The 18,455-nt window shown below is 62.7% G+C and carries 19 protein-coding genes; 16 read left to right on the top strand and 3 right to left on the bottom strand.

All coding sequences use genetic code 11. From position 1 onward, the window contains the following. The first annotated feature begins 38 nt into the window (after positions 1-38). The 5 genes from cheY to T5B8_RS00305 all read left to right on the top strand — a co-directional run bounded on the left by cheY (position 39) and on the right by T5B8_RS00305 (position 5,013). Positions 39-428, top strand: a complete 390-nt coding sequence (gene cheY / locus T5B8_RS00325; protein WP_293627655.1) for a chemotaxis response regulator CheY — start codon at positions 39-41, stop codon at positions 426-428. Between the two features lie 33 nt (positions 429-461). Then, positions 462-1,136 (top strand): protein phosphatase CheZ, encoded by a 675-nt coding sequence (gene cheZ, locus T5B8_RS00320; RefSeq protein ID WP_353175220.1) that lies wholly within the window; start codon positions 462-464, stop codon positions 1,134-1,136. Between the two features lie 190 nt (positions 1,137-1,326). Continuing rightward, complete coding sequence (gene flhB, locus T5B8_RS00315; RefSeq protein WP_353175218.1) at positions 1,327-2,475, top strand: flagellar biosynthesis protein FlhB; 1,149 nt, start codon at positions 1,327-1,329, stop codon at positions 2,473-2,475. Next, on the top strand, positions 2,472-4,556 hold the full coding sequence (gene flhA, locus T5B8_RS00310) for a flagellar biosynthesis protein FlhA (protein ID WP_353175216.1): 2,085 nt from the start codon (positions 2,472-2,474) through the stop codon (positions 4,554-4,556). Before flhB ends, flhA begins: the two co-directional genes overlap by 4 nt. Before the next feature lie 10 nt (positions 4,557-4,566). Then, a complete protein-coding gene (locus tag T5B8_RS00305) occupies positions 4,567-5,013 on the top strand; it encodes a flagellar protein FlhE (RefSeq protein ID WP_353175214.1) in 447 nt (148 codons plus the stop codon). Positions 5,014-5,935: 922 nt separating this feature from the next. Here the strand turns inward: T5B8_RS00305 and T5B8_RS00300 are convergent. The 3 genes from T5B8_RS00300 to flgA form a co-directional block, all read right to left on the bottom strand. Next, a complete protein-coding gene (locus T5B8_RS00300; protein ID WP_353175213.1) occupies positions 5,936-6,397 on the bottom strand; it encodes a flagella synthesis protein FlgN in 462 nt (153 codons plus the stop codon). 13 nt (positions 6,398-6,410) lie between these two features. Beyond that, positions 6,411-6,686: a flagellar biosynthesis anti-sigma factor FlgM gene (gene flgM / locus T5B8_RS00295; RefSeq protein ID WP_353175211.1), complete on the bottom strand. Its 276-nt coding sequence runs from the start codon at positions 6,684-6,686 to the stop codon at positions 6,411-6,413. Between the two features lie 115 nt (positions 6,687-6,801). Beyond that, a complete protein-coding gene (gene flgA / locus T5B8_RS00290) occupies positions 6,802-7,506 on the bottom strand; it encodes a flagellar basal body P-ring formation chaperone FlgA (protein ID WP_353175209.1) in 705 nt (234 codons plus the stop codon). Between the two features lie 181 nt (positions 7,507-7,687). On the opposite strand from flgA, the gene flgB reads away from it, so the two are divergent. The 11 genes from flgB to flgL all read left to right on the top strand — a co-directional run bounded on the left by flgB (position 7,688) and on the right by flgL (position 18,312). Continuing rightward, the gene (flgB, locus tag T5B8_RS00285) at positions 7,688-8,110 is read left to right on the top strand and encodes a flagellar basal body rod protein FlgB (protein ID WP_353175208.1); all 423 of its coding nucleotides are present in this window, start codon (positions 7,688-7,690) and stop codon (positions 8,108-8,110) included. Positions 8,111-8,136: 26 nt separating this feature from the next. Continuing rightward, positions 8,137-8,541 carry a flagellar basal body rod protein FlgC gene (gene flgC / locus T5B8_RS00280; protein WP_353175206.1) on the top strand — a complete coding sequence of 135 codons (405 nt, stop codon included), beginning with the start codon at positions 8,137-8,139 and terminating at the stop codon, positions 8,539-8,541. 18 nt (positions 8,542-8,559) lie between these two features. Continuing rightward, positions 8,560-9,237, top strand: coding sequence for a flagellar hook assembly protein FlgD (locus tag T5B8_RS00275; protein ID WP_353175204.1), 678 nt, complete (start codon positions 8,560-8,562; stop codon positions 9,235-9,237). Positions 9,238-9,339: 102 nt separating this feature from the next. Beyond that, entirely contained in the window at positions 9,340-10,755 is a 1,416-nt protein-coding gene (locus tag T5B8_RS00270; protein WP_353175203.1) for a flagellar hook-basal body complex protein, read from the top strand. 41 nt (positions 10,756-10,796) lie between these two features. After that, complete coding sequence (flgF, locus tag T5B8_RS00265) at positions 10,797-11,555, top strand: flagellar basal-body rod protein FlgF (RefSeq protein ID WP_353175201.1); 759 nt, start codon at positions 10,797-10,799, stop codon at positions 11,553-11,555. Between the two features lie 59 nt (positions 11,556-11,614). Continuing rightward, a complete protein-coding gene (gene flgG, locus T5B8_RS00260; protein WP_353175199.1) occupies positions 11,615-12,397 on the top strand; it encodes a flagellar basal-body rod protein FlgG in 783 nt (260 codons plus the stop codon). Positions 12,398-12,407: 10 nt separating this feature from the next. Then, positions 12,408-13,097 (top strand): flagellar basal body L-ring protein FlgH, encoded by a 690-nt coding sequence (locus tag T5B8_RS00255; RefSeq protein WP_353175197.1) that lies wholly within the window; start codon positions 12,408-12,410, stop codon positions 13,095-13,097. Between the two features lie 47 nt (positions 13,098-13,144). Beyond that, positions 13,145-14,260 carry a flagellar basal body P-ring protein FlgI gene (locus T5B8_RS00250; protein WP_353175195.1) on the top strand — a complete coding sequence of 372 codons (1,116 nt, stop codon included), beginning with the start codon at positions 13,145-13,147 and terminating at the stop codon, positions 14,258-14,260. Then, positions 14,261-15,343 carry a flagellar assembly peptidoglycan hydrolase FlgJ gene (flgJ, locus tag T5B8_RS00245; protein ID WP_353175193.1) on the top strand — a complete coding sequence of 361 codons (1,083 nt, stop codon included), beginning with the start codon at positions 14,261-14,263 and terminating at the stop codon, positions 15,341-15,343. Between the two features lie 101 nt (positions 15,344-15,444). Then, positions 15,445-17,073 (top strand): flagellar hook-associated protein FlgK, encoded by a 1,629-nt coding sequence (gene flgK / locus T5B8_RS00240; protein WP_353175191.1) that lies wholly within the window; start codon positions 15,445-15,447, stop codon positions 17,071-17,073. 24 nt (positions 17,074-17,097) lie between these two features. Continuing rightward, on the top strand, positions 17,098-18,312 hold the full coding sequence (gene flgL, locus T5B8_RS00235; protein WP_353175189.1) for a flagellar hook-associated protein FlgL: 1,215 nt from the start codon (positions 17,098-17,100) through the stop codon (positions 18,310-18,312). Positions 18,313-18,455 lie beyond the last annotated feature (143 nt).

Here is an 18,455-nt window from a genome sequence, read left to right as displayed (position 1 = left end):
CTCATCCACAGGCCAGTCAACAAAACCGAGATATCGCCATGGCGGACAAGAACCTCAATTTCCTCGTCGTCGACGACTTTTCCACGATGCGCCGGATCGTGCGCAACCTGCTCAAGGAGCTGGGCTACAACAACGTCGAAGAAGCCGAAGACGGCGCCGAGGCATTGGAAAAGCTCAATACCGGCAAATTCCAGTTCGTCGTATCGGACTGGAACATGCCCAATCTGGACGGGCTGGAAATGCTCAAGCGTATTCGGGCAAGTGATACGCTCAAGCATCTACCCGTGCTGATGGTCACCGCCGAAGCGAAGAAGGAAAACATCGTCGCGGCAGCCCAGGCGGGCGCCAGCGGCTACGTGGTCAAGCCGTTTTCTGCCGCGACGCTGGAAGAAAAACTCGAGCGTATCTTCGACAAACTCGGCATGTAAGCGCGTGCCCGACGGGCAGGAGAAGCCAGCATCATGGAAAATACGAATCCGGCCGATCAGGCCGCACCCGAGCAGGCAGGAGAACTGATCGATCGTATCGGTCAGCTCACGCGCGCTTTGAACGAAAGCATGCGCGAACTCGGCCTGGATCGCGAGGTGGAAAAAGCCGCAGACGCGATCCCCGACGCGCGCGACCGGCTCAACTATATCGCCAGCATGACCGAACAGGCGGCCGAAACCGCGTTGTCTTCGATCGAAGTCGCACAGCCGTTGCAAACCGAAATCGAAAACCGTGCCGTCAAGCTCGATGGGCGCTGGCAAACGTGGTTCGATGCACCGATCGAACTCGCCGATGCGCGCGAACTGGTCCGCGATACGCGTAGTTATCTGCAATGGGTGCCACAGCAAACCCAGGCCACCCAGGGCCAGCTGCACGACATCATGATGGCGCAGGATTTCCAGGATCTGACCGGGCAGGTGATCAAGAAGCTCGTGGTCGTGATCCGCGATATCGAAAAACAGTTGATCGACGTGCTGTTGCAGTATCTGCCGGAAGATCGCGTGCGTGGCCGTGAAGCCGAACTGCGTGAGAAAAAGGGCGAGAATTCGTCGCTGCTCAACGGTCCGCAGATCCAGACCGAGGGCAACACCGAGATCGTGACCGACCAGGCCCAGGTCGACGACTTGCTCGATAGCCTCGGCTTTTAACGCCTGCTTCAAGCCGGTCACACCGCGCCGCGACGCCGGGTGACCGGCGCTTTCGCGGTGCTCATCCGATGATAAGCGCCCATTAACGCCGCTGTTCGCGCAATCGGCGCGCGTGCACGCTTTGCATAATGCTTACTCGAAACTTCGGCTGCTGGCTGTGTCATCAGGCCAGCACCCCATCGGGTAAGGCATGTCCAACGAAAGCGACGCCGAAAAAACAGAACCGGCAACCCCGCGGCGCCTGGAAAAGGCGCGAGAGGATGGCCAGGTTCCGCGTTCGCGCGAGCTGGCGACGTTCATGCTGTTGTGTGTGGGCCTGGCCAGCCTGTGGATGCTGTCGGGCTGGATGGGCAGCCAGATGATGACCGTCATGCAGGCGAGCATGCGTTTCGACGCGGCCATGGCCATGGACAGCTCGCGGCTGCTCGATCATCAATGGGCGCAGGTCTTGACCACGCTCGGCGCGCTCGCGCCGATCACGCTGCCACTGGTGGCCGTGGCACTGCTGGCGCCGACGCTGCTCGGCGGCTGGCTGTTCTCGCCCAAATCCATCAAGTTCGATGCCAAGAAGCTCGATCCCATCAAGGGGCTGGGCCGGATATTCTCGTCGCAGGGTGTTATCGAGCTCGTCAAGGCGATCGCGAAGTCGGTGCTCATCGGCTCGGTCGCGGCCTGGTTCGTCTATACCCATCTCGACGAGTTGCTGGTGCTGGCCAAGGAGCAGGGCAATGGGGCACTGCTGCATGCGCTGACGCTGATCGTGACCTGCTGTGCGTTCATGCTGCTGGCGTTTACCGTGGTGGTCGGCATCGACGTGCCCTACCAGCTGTGGAGCCATCACAAGAAGCTGCGCATGAGCCGTCAGGAGATCAAGGACGAACACAAGGAATCCGAAGGCGACCCGCAGCTCAAGGCCAAGATTCGTCAGCAGCAACAGGCGATGGCACGCGGACGTATGATGAGCGAGGTGCCCACCGCTGACGTCATCGTGACCAACCCGACCCACTATGCGGTCGCCCTGTCGTATCGCGACGGCGAGATGAACGCGCCGCGCGTGGTCGCCAAGGGCGCCGACAATGTCGCTGCCAAGATTCGCGAACTGGGCGCCGAGTCGGGCGTGCCCCTGCTCGAAGCGCCGCCGCTGGCGCGCGCGCTCTATCGCCACGGCGATCTCGATACGGAAATTCCGGCCGCGCTGTATACCGCGGTCGCCGAGGTGCTGGCCTGGGTGTTCCAGCTCAAGCGCTATGAACAAGCCGGCGGCGTGGCGCCGGTCAAACCCACGGCGATCGCCGTGCCCCCGGGCCTCGACCCGGACGAACCAGACACGAACGCATGAACGCTTTAAACACGATGTTGGGCCGCCTCGGCGCGGACGGTGGCAGCCAGTACAAGATGCTGGCTGGCCCGGTACTGATCATCATGATCATGGCGATGATGATCCTGCCGTTGCCGCCGTTCGTGCTGGATCTGTTCTTCACCTTCAATATCGCGCTGTCGATCATGGTGCTGCTGGTGGCGATGTTCACCCAGAAGCCCCTGGATTTTGCCGCGTTTCCCACCGTGTTGCTGTTTGCCACGTTGTTGCGCCTGTCGCTCAACGTCGCGTCGACGCGTGTCGTGCTCATGAACGGGCATTCCGGCGCAGGTGCGGCCGGGCAGGTGATCGAGGCGTTCGGCCAGTTCCTGGTCGGCGGCAATTTCGCGGTCGGTCTGGTCGTGTTCGGTATTCTGATCGTGATCAACTTCATGGTCATCACCAAGGGCGCGGGACGTATTGCCGAAGTGGGCGCGCGCTTCACCCTGGATGCCATGCCGGGCAAGCAGATGGCCATCGATGCCGATCTCAATGCCGGTTTGATCGACGAACAGCAGGCCAAGGAACGCCGCCAGGAAATCGCCCAGGAAGCCGATTTCTTCGGCTCCATGGATGGTGCCAGCAAGTTCGTGCGTGGCGACGCCATCGCCGGCATTCTGATCATGGTGATCAACCTCATCGGCGGGCTGATCATCGGCATGGGCGAGCATGGTCTGTCGGCCAGTGAGGCCGCGCGTACCTATACCCTGCTGACCATCGGCGACGGTCTGGTCGCCCAGGTGCCGGCGCTGGTGATCTCCACCGCGGCCGGCGTGACCGTATCGCGGGTGAGTACCGATCAGGACGTCGGCCAGCAGATGCTCGCCCAGCTGTTCACCAATCCGCAGGTGCTGTTTCTTTCGGCCGGCGTGCTCGGCATGCTCGGGCTGGTGCCGGGTATGCCGAATCTGGTGTTTCTATTCTTCACCGCGCTGCTGGGCGGTCTGGGCTGGTACCTGCAAAAGCAGGCCCGCGAAGCCGAGGCCGAGGCCGTGCAAAAAGCGCCGGCACCGCCGGTGACCGCAGAAACCAAGGAAGCCAGCTGGGACGACGTGCAGCTGGTCGATCCCTTGAGCCTGGAGGTCGGCTATCGGCTGATCCCGCTGGTCGACGCCCATCAGGATGGCGAACTGCTCAAGCGCATCAAGGGTGTGCGCAAGAAGTTCGCCCAGGAGATCGGCTTTCTGCCGCCGGTGGTGCATATTCGCGACAACCTGGAGTTCCAGCCGCACAGTTACAGCCTCGCGCTCAACGGCGTCGAGATCGGTCGCGGCGAAGCCTATCCCGGGCAATGGCTGGCGATCGACCCCGGCCAGGCGCACGGCACGCTCGAAGGCCGGGCCGGCACCGATCCGGCCTTCGGCCTGCCCGCGGTCTGGATCGAGGAAGGTCATCGCGAACAGGCCGAGATGCAGGGCTTTACCGTGGTCGATGCCTCGACCGTGATCGCCACCCACATCAATCATCTGCTGGCCCAGCACGCCAGCGACATGCTCGGCCGCAGCGAAACCCAGGCCTTGCTGGACCGGGTGAAAAACGACAACCCGGCGCTGGTCGACGACGTGGTACCCAAGCTGGTGCCGTTGAGCACGGTCACGAGCATCCTGCAGAACCTGCTCGAAGAAGATGTCTCGATCCGCGACATGCGCCGGATTCTGGATGTGCTGGCGGTCAATGCCGGCCATACCCAGGACGTCAACGAGCTCACCGCGGGAGTGCGTCTGGCACTGGGTCGCTCGATCGTGCAGCACTGGTACGGCGCGGCGCCGCAGCTGGAAGTCATGACCCTCGACGCCAAGCTCGAACAGATGCTCATGCAGGCGCTGCACAATGGCGGTGGCATGGAGCCGGGCCTGGCCGATACGCTCGTCCAGCAGGTCGAGAACTCGGTCGCCCGTCAGGAAGAGCGCGGTCTGCCGCCGGTGCTGGTGGTGCAACACGAACTACGCCCGCTGCTCACGCGTTTTCTGCGTCGACGCATGCGCCAGCTCGTGGTGCTGTCGCAAAACGAAATCCCCGACGATCGCAGCGTGCGCGTGAACATGCTCATCGGCGGGCGCTAATCGTTCGCCGATGGCGGATGTTGTACACAGCGCCGTACGAATCGCCGCGATCGGCGCGCTTCTGATCCTGGCTCAGGCGCTGGCCGGCTTCGCGAAGCCGGCCATGGCAGCCGGCCGCTGGGTAGCCGAGAGCCAGGCGCCGACGCTTTCGCAACAGGGGTTTCGCTACGCGCTCGGCCCGCTGCTGCCGAGCCGGGACACACCACTGGCAGGTGCGGCGATCACGCGCGTGAACTGGCGTTACAACTATCGTGGATGGCGCCCGCGCGCACTGGCGGTACAGCTATGCGGCGGGGGGCGGTGCGTTGACGCATCGCGCCCCCATGGCCAGACTATGGCCTTTTCCGGCTTGCCCGTGGCAACCGCGTTTCGATTCTATTTTCGAATCGACGGCCCGCCGGCCGCGCGTACGCCGCTGGCCGGCGATCGGCTGAGCCTGATGGTGAACTTCGAGTAGGCCCTTTTTTATCCGACGCCCGGGCACCAGCCGTGCGCTGAATTATGTACAGACGTCATCCCGCGGCGTGAACATCAGATCATGCGCGTTTTCGGCGATCGCCTGGCGCCTTGTCTGCGTTTGTCTGCGCCCGTGTGCAACCAGGATGCCTGCTCGGTCGCACGACGAATCAGCGCCTGTCGCTGTGTCGGCGAACTGGCGCGACGCCGTCGGTCACACAAACGGCGGCATCCGCGGTCTTTCGTCTTCAAACGAGCAAACCGGTCCGCGAATGCGCGCCAATAAACATAGGTGCAAGGCAGCGATTGATTATGCAAACAGTTACGCATGCGGCGCGAACAGCGAGGCACGCGGTCTCGAGCGATCTGTCTTTCGCCTTATTCGCGTGTCTTCGCGTTCATTCGCGGACAAGCCCTTCTTTGTCTTGGCTGCCTGTCGTTTGAAGAAATCAGTCCGCAAATAAACGCGAATACACGCCAATGGAAGAACGCGTTTTCCGGCGCACGGGGGCGACGCTGCAGTCTTGCGTCGCCTTCGAAATCTGCGAAACGCTCGTCCGGCCTTTTGCCTTTATTCGCGTTTATTGGCGTTCATTCGCGGACAAGCTTCTGTGCCTTGATTGCCTGTCGCGTGAAGAAATCAGTCCGCAAATAAACGCGAATAAGGCGCAAGTCAGGTCTAAGCCCAGGCTGTCCGCTGTTCACGCTGCATGCTGAACTTTGTACATAATCAAGACAGGGCTTGGCGGCTGTTTTATTAATCGGGGCACCGAAAACAGCTGACGTGGTCAGCTGTTTTCAACGTCATCGAAAAATAAACGCCGGCCCTGTGCCGGCGTTCTTCGTTGATTCAGAGTGACGAGCGCAAGCGCATACGCGCCAGCGGCCGGGCGCCTCGGCCCCGGCCCGAGCCGCCCCGATTTCTAGACGCCGCTGCGCAGGCTGTGATTGCTGCCGAATGCGCGTGTGCGTCCGTTCGGGCCGTAGAGCGTCTGGCCGGTCGCGCGCTGCAGAAACGCCAGCGTGCGGTTGGTGTGGTCCAGGCGCGTTTCGATCGCCAGCCCGTTGATCTGGTTTTGCGCGCGCACGGCTTCGATACGCGTGAGCAGTGCCTGCCAGAGCGCTTCGCAATCCAGGGTCGCGGCCAGGCGGCGGGCGCCATCGCGATCCGTGTCATAGCCGCGTTCGGCCAGCAGCGCACGCCGTTGGCCATCGAGCTGTTCCAGGGCCTTGGCCTGGGCGGCCTTGCGCTCGGTCAACCGCGACAACGCGTCGACGGCGACCGGCGCGTCGGTGAACAACGACTGCTCGGATTCGAGCAGGGTCATGAACTCGCCCAGGGCGTCGTGATGCTGTTGCAGATTGAGCGCGAAGGGGTCGTTCATGCTGTTGTCCTGGTTATGACTTGCCGGAAACCAATGCCTGGGCGCTGGCAATCAGGCCGTCGGCGATCTTGTCGGAACGGATTTCGAGCTTGCCCTGGCTGATCGCGTCGCGAATCTCATTGACGCGGGCCATGTCGATATCCTGCGATGCGTCCGAAATGCCGGACGCCTGAAACCGGGCCGACGCGGCAGGCGCCTGGGCGCCGGGCTTGGCCTCGTCGGTCTTTTTGATATCGCGCGTTTCGCTCGGGACGATGCGCGGGGTGTTTTGTGTCGGGTCGATGTTCACGGCGGTATTCCTCGAACGTTCCGTTTATTCGGAAACGATTGTGCGTGCCATGGCGCAAACATCGGCGAACGGTTTTTTTTCTTTAATCCCGATCGTCGATTTAGCGCGCGACGGATCAACGCGTGATCGTTACCGTATTCTCGTTCGTGCTCCGACCGATGACAATGGAACCCTCGCGGGTGCTGACGCGCACATCGCCGCCCAGCGGCGCGGCATTGAGGGCCTTGCCCTCGGTGGTAATCGAAAAACCGGGCCCCACGGCCACCACGCGCACCTGCTCACCGCGCTTGATCGCAATCGGCTCGCGCACCATGGCCCCGCCCAGGGGGCGCCCGGCGGCTACGCGTCGGCTCACCGACATGCCGATCAGTGAATCGGGCCGGGTGGCGACGTTGGGCGGCAGGCGCGACAGGTCGCCCTGTTCGCGCCGGATATCCGCCGCGCCAAGCACATCGCCCGGTGACAGATCGCGCGCGGCGACGTAGTAATCCGAGATCACGGTCACGCGCGCCTGAAAATAACGGGTCGCCGGGCGATCCCCCGGGCATTGCACGCCCACGGTGATATTGCCGGCGATGCGCGGGTTACGTGAAGGCAGAAACGGGCGCGGGTCGTGGCATACGGGCATCGACACGCTCGGCATGGCCACCGAAATCTCGACATCGCCCGTGCCGGGCGCCTGTGCGCGTAGATAGTCGCCGATCAACTGCTGCATGTCGGCGTCGTCGGCCTGCGCCGCTATCGCCACGCACACCAGCACCACCGCGGCCAATAGCCGTGGCGCGATGCGTGCTGTGCGGACAAGGGCGACCGGGTTCATTCGTATGCAGGCTCGTAAGGCGCTCGGGAGCTGATGTTGGCGCATTGTAGAGAGGCATGCGCGCGCACCATCCGCCGAAATAGCGCCCAAATCGGTGCCTGTTCTGTCCATCGGCTGGCGTACGGCGCTCTTAGTATGAGCCTCGCAAAACCACCTGTAGGCCATCACGGGGGCCGTCATCATGCTCGACCGACTCGAAGCATCGCTGAGTTTCTACAAGCAGGCGCTGGACATGCGCGACAAGCGCCAGGATGTGCTGGCCGCGAATATCGCCAACGCCGATACGCCCGGGTACAAGGCGCGCGATTTCGATTTTCGTGCCGAGCTCGATCGTGTTCTCGGTGCTGCCGGTAATAACGGCACGCCGGCCGTGCCCTTGAAGACGACCGCGGCCGGGCATATCGGCGCGTCGAGCCCGGGCAGCCTCGAAGGCACGCAGCTGGCCTATCGCAATGCCGCCCAGCCGAGTCTGGATGGCAACACGGTGGATATGGACGTCGAGCGCGTCGAATTCATGAACAACGCCGTGCACTACCGCGCCAATCTCCAGATTCTCGGTTCGCAGATCAAGGGACTGCGCGCTGCGATGCAGCCCGAGCGCTAATTGGCGTTTAACCACGAGGGATAAGCATGTCGATTTCCAATCTTTTCAATACTGCCGGCTCGGCGCTGACCGCCCAGGCACAGCGCATGAACGTCGCGGCCAGCAACATGGCCAACGCCGACAGCGTGGCCGGTCCGAACGGCGAGCCGTACCGGGCCAAGCAGGTCAGGTTCGAGCTCGAGGCCGGCGCGGCCGAGGGCATCGGCGGCGTGCGCGTATCCAATGTCCTGGAAAGCGATGCGCCGTTTCGCAAGGAATACAACCCGGGGCATGCGCTGGCCGACGACGCCGGCTATGTCGAAATGCCCAACGTCAATCCCACCGACGAGATGATCAACATGATCTCGTCCTCGCGTTCCTACCAGGCGAACATCGAAGTGCTCAACACCGGCAAGGAGCTGGCGCTGCGTACGTTGTCGCTCGGCGAATAACAACAAGGTTCAAACGTCATGCCTACCGATATTCTGGGTTCCGTCAACGCCGCCGGGGCCGCCAGCGCCACCGGCGCGGCATCGCGCACGCGTGCCAAGGACATGAGCGAGCAGTTCATGACCCTGCTGGTTGCACAGATGCAGAACCAGGACCCACTCAACCCGATGGACAACTCTCAGGTGACCTCGCAGATCGCGCAGATCAACACCGTGAGTGGCATCAACGATCTCAACGACACCCTGGCCAACATCAACGGCCAGATCGATACCTCGCAGCAGCTGCAGGCCAGCGCGCTGATCGGCCGTGGCGTGCTCGTGCCGGGCAACGACATCAGCGTGGGCGAACAGGGTTCGGCGCTGCCGTTCGGCATGGAGCTGGACGGGCCCGCCAGCGAAATCAAGCTCACCATCACCGACGACAGCGGTGCGGTGGTGCATGAATCGTCCTACGCCGATCAGCCGGCCGGCGTGCAGTCGTTCTCCTGGGATGGCCGCGACGCCGCCGGCAATGTCGTGGCCAAGGGCAATTACCGCGTCAACATCGAGGCCGTCGGCCCCAATGGCGAAGCGGTGAACGCGCAGGCGTTGTCGACGGGCTATGTCAGCGGCGTGGTTGCCGGCGAGAACGGGCCCAAGCTCGATCTCGGGCCCAACAAGGGGCTGGTCGATCTCGATTCCATCCGCCAGATCATCTGATCGCCACAGGTAATGAATTGCGCACGCAAACGCGCGCTAATCGCCTAATCAATTCCACCCGTACGCCGGGATACTAACCACTCGAAACACGAGGGAAACACCATGAGTTTTTCGCAAGGGGTCAGCGGTCTTAACGCGGCCAACAGCAGCCTGAGCAGCATCGGCAACAACATCGCCAACTCGCAGACCGTGGGCTTCAAGTCCGGGCGTAGCGAATTCGCGGACATTTACGCCGGTGCCAAGACCGGTCTCGGCGCCAAAGTGTCGGGTATCACCCAGAATTTCACCGGCGGTGCGCTCAACAACACCGGCCGTAACCTCGACGTGGCCATTGACGGCGGCGGTTTCTTCCGTCTGACCGATGGCGCCCAGACACTGTATTCGCGTAACGGCGAATTCCAGCAGACCAAGGACGGCAACATCGCCAATGCCCAGGGTGCGTTGCTGACCGGTTACAACGTGACCAACTTCAACAACCCGAATGCCGAGCCCGTGGTGGCTGCCGGCGGCAATCCGGTTCCGCTGGTGATCCCGACCGAGCGCATGAATGCCAAGGCGACCACCGAAGCGTCGCTGGAAACCGCGCTGGATGCGGGCGCCGAGATCAAGACCGGCGACTTCAATGCCGATGACACCGACAGCTACAACTGGAGCACGCCCAACACTGTGTTCGATTCGCTGGGCAATGCCCATAGCGTGAATCTGTTCTTCACCAAGACCGCGGCCAACAGCTGGAGCGTCAACGGTGAAATGGCCCTGGGTGACGAGTCCAATCTGCCGCGTACGGTGGATGCCGACAACACCTATAACGGCTTCGATCCGGTGAACGGTGGCAACGGCAGTTATGAGTTCAGCGACGGCGATCATAACTACACCGCCTATGTCTCGGGCGCGACCGCACAGCCGGATGGCACCTTCTCGGGTGGTCAGATTCGTTATGTCGAGCACCTGCCCGCCAGCACGCTGAGCTTCAACGCCAACGGCAACCTGACCGCCGCCGGTCAGCAGGACAAGGCCGATACGCTCGGCGCCTCGTCGGTGGCCTATAGCCTGAATGCCCAAAACGGTTCCGCGCCGATCGATTTCACGTTCGATTTCGCCGGTTCCTCGCAGACTGCCCAGGACTTCTCGGCCAGCACGCCCCAGCAGAACGGTTATGTCTCGGGTGATCTGACCGCGATCAATATCGGCAAGGACGGCATGATCCGCGGCAGCTACTCCAACGGTCAGGCCATCAATGTCGGCCAGATCGCGCTGGCGAGCTTCCGTAACGAACAGGGTCTGTCGCCGGTGGGCGGCAACGCCTGGGTCGAAACCGCGGAATCCGGCCAGGCCGGGCTCGGCGTAGCCGGCACCGGCCAGTTCGGCAGCCTGCTGGGTTCGACCCTGGAAGGCTCCAATGTGGATCTGTCCCAGCAGCTGGTCGAGATGATCATCGCGCAGCGCAACTACCAGGCCAACGCGCAGACCATCAAGACGCAGGATCAGGTCCTGCAGACCGCGGTCAACCTGCGCTAGTCGCCGCTGGCCCGCCCGTTTAACCCGCCGGACGTTTCGTTATGGATCGACTGATTTATACCGCCCTGAGCGGCGCGACCCAGACCCTGGACCGCCAGGCCGTGGTGGCCAACAACATGGCCAATGCCTCGACGCCGGGTTTTCGTGGGCAGTTGTCGATGTTTCGGGCCGTGCCGGTCAACGGCGACGGGCTGGCGACACGGGCAATCACGGCCACCACCACCCCGGGGGCCGATCTGACCCCCGGGGACATGACCGAAACCGGCCGCAGCCTCGACGTCGCCATCGACGGCGACGGCTGGCTCGCGGTACAGGCCCAGGACGGCAGCGAAGCCTATACCCGGGCCGGCGGGTTGCAGATGGACTCGACCGGTCTGCTGCGCAGCAATGGCAACGTCGTACTCAGCGAGTTCGGTGCGCCCCTGGTGCTGCCGCTGGGCGCCGAGGTCACAATCGCGGCCGACGGCACCATTTCCGCGCTGGGCGCGGGCGATCAGCCCAACGCCATTGCCGAAATCGGCCGGCTCAAGCTGGTCAACCCCGAACCCGACCAGATCGCGCGTGGCGGCGACAACCTGTTTCATCCGCGTAACAACCCCGACGGTACGCCCGGCGCGCCGTTCGCGGCTGACGACACCGTGCGAGTGGTCAGCGGCGCGGTCGAATCCAGCAACGTCAATCCGACCGAAGCCATGGTTTCGATGATCGAAAACGCACGCCGCTTCGAAATGCAGATGAAGATGATCAGCAGCATCGACGAAAACGATCAAAGCGCCAACAAGCTGCTGTCGCTGAGCTAGTTACTTTTGAATAGATATTCGCGTACGGGCGATGCGCCCGGCGCAACGAGGGACAACACATGATTCGTTCACTCTGGATTGCCAAGACCGGTCTGGAATCCCAGCAGGTCAAGCTCGACACCATCGCCAACAACCTGGCGAACGTGTCGACCAACGGCTTCAAGCGCTCGCGCGCGGTCTTTCAGGATCTGCTCTATCAGGACATGCGTCAGCCCGGCGCGTTGTCGTCGGTGCAGACCAACCTGCCGTCGGGTCTGCAGATCGGCTCCGGTGTTCAGCCGGTGGCCAACGAGCGCCTGCATTCCCAGGGTAATCTCGAGCAGACCGGCAACTCCAAGGATATCGCCATCGACGGCCGCGGCTTCTTTGCCGTGCAGATGCCCGACGGCACCAATGCCTATACCCGCGACGGCTCGTTCCAGATCGACCAGAACGGTCAGCTGGTGACCTCCTCGGGTTTCCCGGTAGAGCCGGCGATCACCATTCCGGAAAACGCGCTGTCGATCAGCGTGGCCACCGACGGCACGGTATCGGTTACCCAGCCGGGCACGGCCGAGAACGTCCAGGTCGGCCAGATGCAGCTGACCACCTTCATCAACCCGACCGGTCTGCAGAGCATCGGCGACAACCTCTATCGCGAAACCACCGCCTCGGGTCCGCGTAACGACAGCATCCCCGGCCTGAACGGCACCGGCCTGCTGCGCCACAAGTTCGTGGAAACCTCGAACGTCAATGTGGTCGAGGAGATGGTGAACATGATCGCGACCCAGCGCGCCTACGAGATCAACTCCAAGGCCGTGGAAACCTCCGACCAGATGCTCCAGCGTCTGGCCCAGCTGTAACGAGCCACCCATGCAAAGCGCACGCCTGTCTGCACGGATTCTGCGCCTGGCCGTGGTCGTCGCGGCCCTGGTGGCGCTTTCTGCCTGTGCTCAACTGCCGCGCAAGAACGTGGTCGAAGGTCCGACTACCGCGCCGCCGCAGCTGCCGCCCGCGCCGCCAGCCGACGGGTCGATCTTTCGTGCCAGCTATACCAAGCCGCTGTTCGAGGATCGGCGTCCCACCCAGGTCGGCGATATTCTCACCATCGTGCTCGACGAGGCCGTGAGTGCCTCCAAGAGTTCGGCGGCCAAGGCCAGCCGCAATGGCTCGGTGGAATTCACCCCGACCCAGATCCCGGAAGTGCTGCAAAGCCTGCTGGAAAATCAGGGCACCGATCTGTCGGGTTCGAATAGCTTCAACGGCAGCGGCGGGGCGAATGCCTCCAATAACTTCACCGGCACGATCACGGTCACGGTCATGGATGTGCTGCCCAACGGCAACCTGCAGGTCGCTGGCGAGAAACGTATCGGCATCAATCAGGGCGTGGAATACATCCTGTTTTCGGGCGTGGTCAATCCGCGCACCGTGTCGGCCGACAGCACCGTGGTATCGACCCAGGTGGCCAACGCCCGGCTCGAGTACTACGGCGATGGCTATATCGACGAAGCGCAGCGCATGGGCTGGCTGCAGCGCGTGTTCATGAACCTGTCGCCGCTCTAGGCACGACAGGCTCCACGTTTGTTCCTTTTTTGCGAGCGAGACGAAACATGATCCAGATCGGATGGTGCAAACGGATGCTGCTGGCGCTGGCCGGCGCTGTAATGGTCGTGACCAGCGCGCAGGCCGCGCGGCTGGCCGATATCGCCACGTTCAGCGGCGTGCGCTCCAACCCGCTGGTCGGCTACGGGCTGGTCGTGGGGCTGGGCAATACCGGCGACCAGACCACCCAGACGCCGTTTACCGGCCAGGCCCTCAAGAACATGCTCACGCAGCTGGGCGTGACCGTGCCCGCCGGCACCAACATGCAGCTCAAGAACGTCGCCGCGGTCATGGTCACGGCCGATCTGCCGCCATTCGCCGGTACCGGCCAGGCACTGGATGTCACGGTTTCCTCGGTCGGTAATGCCAAAAGCCTGCGGGGTGGCACCCTGCTCATGACCCCGCTCAAGGGCGCCGACGGCAATATTTACGCGCTGGCCCAGGGCAATATTCTGGCCCCGGGTATCAGTGCCGAAGGCGGCGGCAGCAGTGTTCAGGTCAACCAGACCGGCGCGGGGCGGATCCCTGGCGGTGCGATCATCGAGCGTACGGTGCCCTCGCAGCTGGGTATGGGCGGCGAAATCGATCTCGCGCTCAAGCGTGCCGACTTCAATACCGCGCTGCGCACGATGAATGCCATCAACGAGGCCTTCGGCTCCAACATCGCGACGGCCAAGAATGCGCGCACGATCACGCTCAAGGCGCCGGTCGACGAGAGCGCCAAGGTCGCGTTTCTGGCCCGTGTACAGGCACTCGACGTCACGCCGGGACAGGAAACCCCGCGCGTGGTGATCAACTCGCGGACCGGCTCGGTGGTGATGAATCGCAATGTCACGCTCAACAGCGCGGCGATTGCCCATGGCAGTCTGTCGGTGGTGATCGATTCCAATCCGATCGTCAGCCAGCCCAATGCGCTGTCCGGTGGTCAGACGGCCGTCGTGCCCAATGCCGATATTACGGTCCAGGAAGGCAGTGGCGTGTTGCATACCATTACCCAAAGTGCCTCGCTGCGCGAAGTGGTGGATGCGCTCAACCGGCTCGGCGCGACGCCGACGGATCTGATGGCTATTCTCGAGGCGTTGAAGTCCGCGGGTGCGCTCAACGCCGAGCTGGAGATCATCTAGATGACCGGCATGGGCAGCAGCGGCGATTTCGCCCTGAGCATGAACTCGGTGGCCAAGCTCAAGTACTCGGCACGTAATTCGCCGGACGAGGGCATCAAGGAGGCCGCCAAGCAGTTCGAAGCAGTATTTCTGCAGAAAATGCTCAAGCAGATGCGCGACGCCATTCCGCAGAGCGGGCTGCTCAACAGCCAGCGCTCGGAGATGTATCAGTCGCTCATGGATCAGCAGTGGGCGCAGACGTTGTCCCAGCGTGGCATTGGTCTGGCCGATATGCTGACCCAGCAGCTGCAAGGCAAGTCCGCCTCGGCGACGCCGAACGACAACGGCGTAGATTCGCTGCTGGCCTCGATTCCCAGTGCATCGCCACAACCGCTGCAGGCTTCCAACCCGATCACTGCGCGTCGTACTGACGAAAAGTCGGCCGAAAAGCCGGCTGATGATCTGGCGCGCAAGACCTTTGCCCGGCCACCGTTGCAGGCAGCGGCTAACGAAGCTTCGGTGCCCGCCGAGGCGGTTGCCCAGACGTCGGCGTCGGATACGGTACGCCGTGCCGTATTGCCTGATCACGTCAACAAGTTTCTGGATCGCATGGATTCGGCCGCTGCGGTGGCTGCCCGCGAAACCGGTATTCCCAAGCGCCTGATCCTGGCCCAGGCCGCGCTCGAAACCGGCTGGGGCAAGCATGAAATCACCCGCGCGGACGGCAGCCCGAGCTTCAACGTGTTCAATATCAAGGCCACCGGCTGGGATGGCGATGCGGCGAGCGTGAAAACCACCGAGTACGAGGGTTCGCGCCGCTACACCACCCGGGCTGAATTCCGAGCCTATGATTCCTATGAACAGGCATTTTCCGATTACGCACGGCTGTTGACGCAATCGCCGCGCTACAAGCCGGTAGTCGACGCGCCCACCGCGGAGCATGCCGCGCGGGCGTTGCAAAACTGCGGTTATGCCACCGATCCGGCCTATGCCAACAAGCTGGTGTCGATCATGAAACGCCTGCCGGCCGACGCGCCGGCCCCGGCGGTGCAGGTCGCCCAGCTCGGTGAGGTCAAAAGTGCCGATCTGACAAGACTTTTCTAGCCAGGGCGCGGTCGCGAACGATTCAACTTTTTTTCGTTTTCGCCGTTATTTGCACATAGCGAACGCACCGCGGGTGCGCATGCCAAACTTGTAGAGCGATCATGTCCAATCTATTCGGCATCGGCTTGACCGGACTCGGCGCAGCGCAGACCGCGCTGGCCACCACAAGCAACAACATCAGCAACGTCAATACCCCCGGCTATAGCCGCCAGGTGACGGGCCTGAGTACCGCTCAGACCGGCGACGGGCAGGGCGCGGGTGTACGTACCACGGGTGTGGAGCGACAGTATCAGCAATATCTCACCGGCCAGCTCAACGATGCCAAGAGCCGATCGAGTGCGTTTGACAGCCATCTGAGCCAGATTTCGCAGGTCAACAACCTGCTCGGCGACAGCGAGGCCGGTCTGGCGCCGCTGATGCAGAAATTCTTCGGCGGCATGCAAACACTGTCCGCGAGCCCGGCGGATTCGGCCGCCCGCGAATCGCTGCTGGGCGATGCCAACAGCATGACCGCACAGTTCCGTGCGTTTTCGGAATACCTGTCCGATATGGGCGAAAGCGTGGAATCGCAGCTGGACGGCGCGATCAGCCAGGTCAACAACTACGCCGAGCAGATTTCGAACCTCAATAAGCAGATCGTGCAAACCCAGGCCAAGACCGGCCAGCCGCCGAACAATCTGCTCGACCAACGCGATCAACTGGTATCCGCGCTCGGGGACCTCGTCGACGTCAAGCTCTCGGTACAGGACGGCAACGACTATCACATCTCGGTAGCCGGCCAGCCGCTGGTGGATTCCAACGGCGCCAAGTCGCTCGTCCTGATGGATTCGAGTGCCGACCCGACACGCCCCGTGCTGGGTTTCGAGGTTGGCAACGGCCAGGTGCGCGAGCTGCCGGAGTCGAGTATCAAGGGCGGTACGGTGGGTGGGCTGATGGCGTTCCGCAAGGATTCGCTCGAGCCGGCCCAGCAGCGTCTGGACCAGATCGCCCATACGCTGGCCGCGCGGATAAACGAACTGCATGAAGGCGGCACCACGCTCAAGGGCGAGGCCGGCGGCGCGTTCTTCAAAACCGCCGACCCGGTGAGTTTCAGCGATGCGAACAACAACAGCACGGCCACGCTGGACGTGAAATTCACCGAAGGCGCCAGTGCCGAGGTGCGCGCGAGCAACTACCGGCTCGAATACGATGGCGATACCAGTTCCTACAAGCTCACCCGCATGAGCGACGGCGACCAGCGCTTTTTCGGCGGCGACGAAATGCCGCTGCAATTCGATGGCGTCGAGGTTCAAATGCAGGGACAGCCGCTGGATGGCGATGCCTTCGTCATCAAGCCGCTGGATCGCGCGGCCGCGGCCATGGAGGTCGCGGTCACCAATACGGCAGCGATCGCGGCCGGCCAGGGCGGCGGTACTGGCGACAATCGCAATGCGCTGGACATGGCTGCGCTGCAGGACGAACCCGCCATCGAAGGCGATAGCAGCTTCAACAGTGGTTATGCCCGTCTGGTGAGCGATATCGGCAACAAGACACGTTCGTTGCAGGTCAACAGCAGTGCCCAGGACATGCTCACCAGCGAGTTGGAAACCGCGCAGCAGTCGGTTTCCGGCGTGAACCTCGACGAAGAGCGCGTCAACCTCATGTATTACCAGCAAATGTATCAGGCGAATGCGCGCGTGATCGAAACGGCAGCCAGCCTGTTCGATACGCTGCTCGGCATCCGCGCCTAGTCTTAACCCGAAAAGGCCCACGTCATGCGCTTGAGTACCAATTCGATCTACAGCATGAGCATGCAGTCGATCATGCGTCAGCAGGGCAAGGTCGCCGAAGTCGGCCAGCAGCTGGCCAGCGGCAAGAAGATCGTCACGCCGGCCGACGACCCGCGTGCGGCCTCGCAGGCGCTGGTGGTCTCCCAAGCCAGTGCGGTAAACGACCAGTTCGAAGCCAGCCGTACCGCGGCACGGCGCAGCATGGCGGCCGAAGAAGCCGAACTGGATCAGGTCACCAAAGCGCTGCAATCGGTTACGCCGCTGCTGGTCAAGGCCGGCAATGGCACGTTCAGCGATGCCGACCGCAATTCCATTGCCACCGAGCTGGAGGGCATTTATGCCGAAATGCTCGGCAGCGCCAATGCCCAGGACGGCAACGGCCGTTACATATTCGCCGGTCACGACGGCGATCGGACGCCGTTCGTCGAGTCCGGCGGCCGGGTGAGCTATCAGGGCGATGAGGGCCTGCAAAACCTGCGCGTGGACGCATCGCGCATGATGGCGGTCAATGACACCGGCACGCGCGTGTTTTCCTCGGTCACCGATAGTGCCCAGTATGTGGCCAGCGCTGACGACGCCAATGCCGGCAGCGGCGTATTCGGCGCGATCAACGTGGCCGACTCGGGTGCAGCCGATTTCGGCGACGAATTCCGCCTGAGCTTCAGCGAAGCCGGCGGCGAGACCCGCTATACCGTGGTCAATGCCACGACCGGCGAAACGGTGACGGCCGATCAGCCCTATAAGGCAGGCGAGCCGATCGCGCTGGGCGATAGCATGCTCGCGACCATCAAGGGCGAGCCCGCAGATGGCGATAGTTTTACCTTTGCCCGCGATCGCGACGAAGACAACAACATCCTCAATACGCTTGCTTCGGTGATCGACGTGCTCAAGCAGGGCACCGAGACGCCGGCCTCGCGCGCTGCGCTGGAAAACGGCATCAACAGTGCGAATCGCAAGGTCGCCAACGCGCTCGACAACGTACTCACCGTACGCGCCTCGCTGGGCTCACGGCTCAACGAGCTGGATACGCTCGATACGGTCGGCGCGGCGCGCGGGCTCAACTACGATACGACGCGTTCGCAGCTCGAGGACCTCGACTACATGTCCGCCTATTCGGACTACAGCCTCGCCCAGGTGGCCCTCCAGTTCTCGCAGAAGACGTTCACCGATATCCAGAAGCTGTCGATGTTCAATCTCTAACACGGCGCTCGTGTCGGGTCCGGCTACGAAGCCGGACCTGTCGCCTTTTATCGTCTTTGAAAGCCCTTCTTTGCCGTGGCTGCCTGTCGCGTGAAGAAATCAGTCCGCAAATAAACGCCAATACACGCGAATGGAAGAACGCG

The organism is Salinisphaera sp. T5B8 (assembly GCF_040361255.1).
Taxonomy (GTDB): domain Bacteria; phylum Pseudomonadota; class Gammaproteobacteria; order Nevskiales; family Salinisphaeraceae; genus Salinisphaera.
The sequence above is the reverse complement of the archived record's forward strand: the minus strand, read 5'-3'. Positions and strand labels throughout refer to the sequence as shown.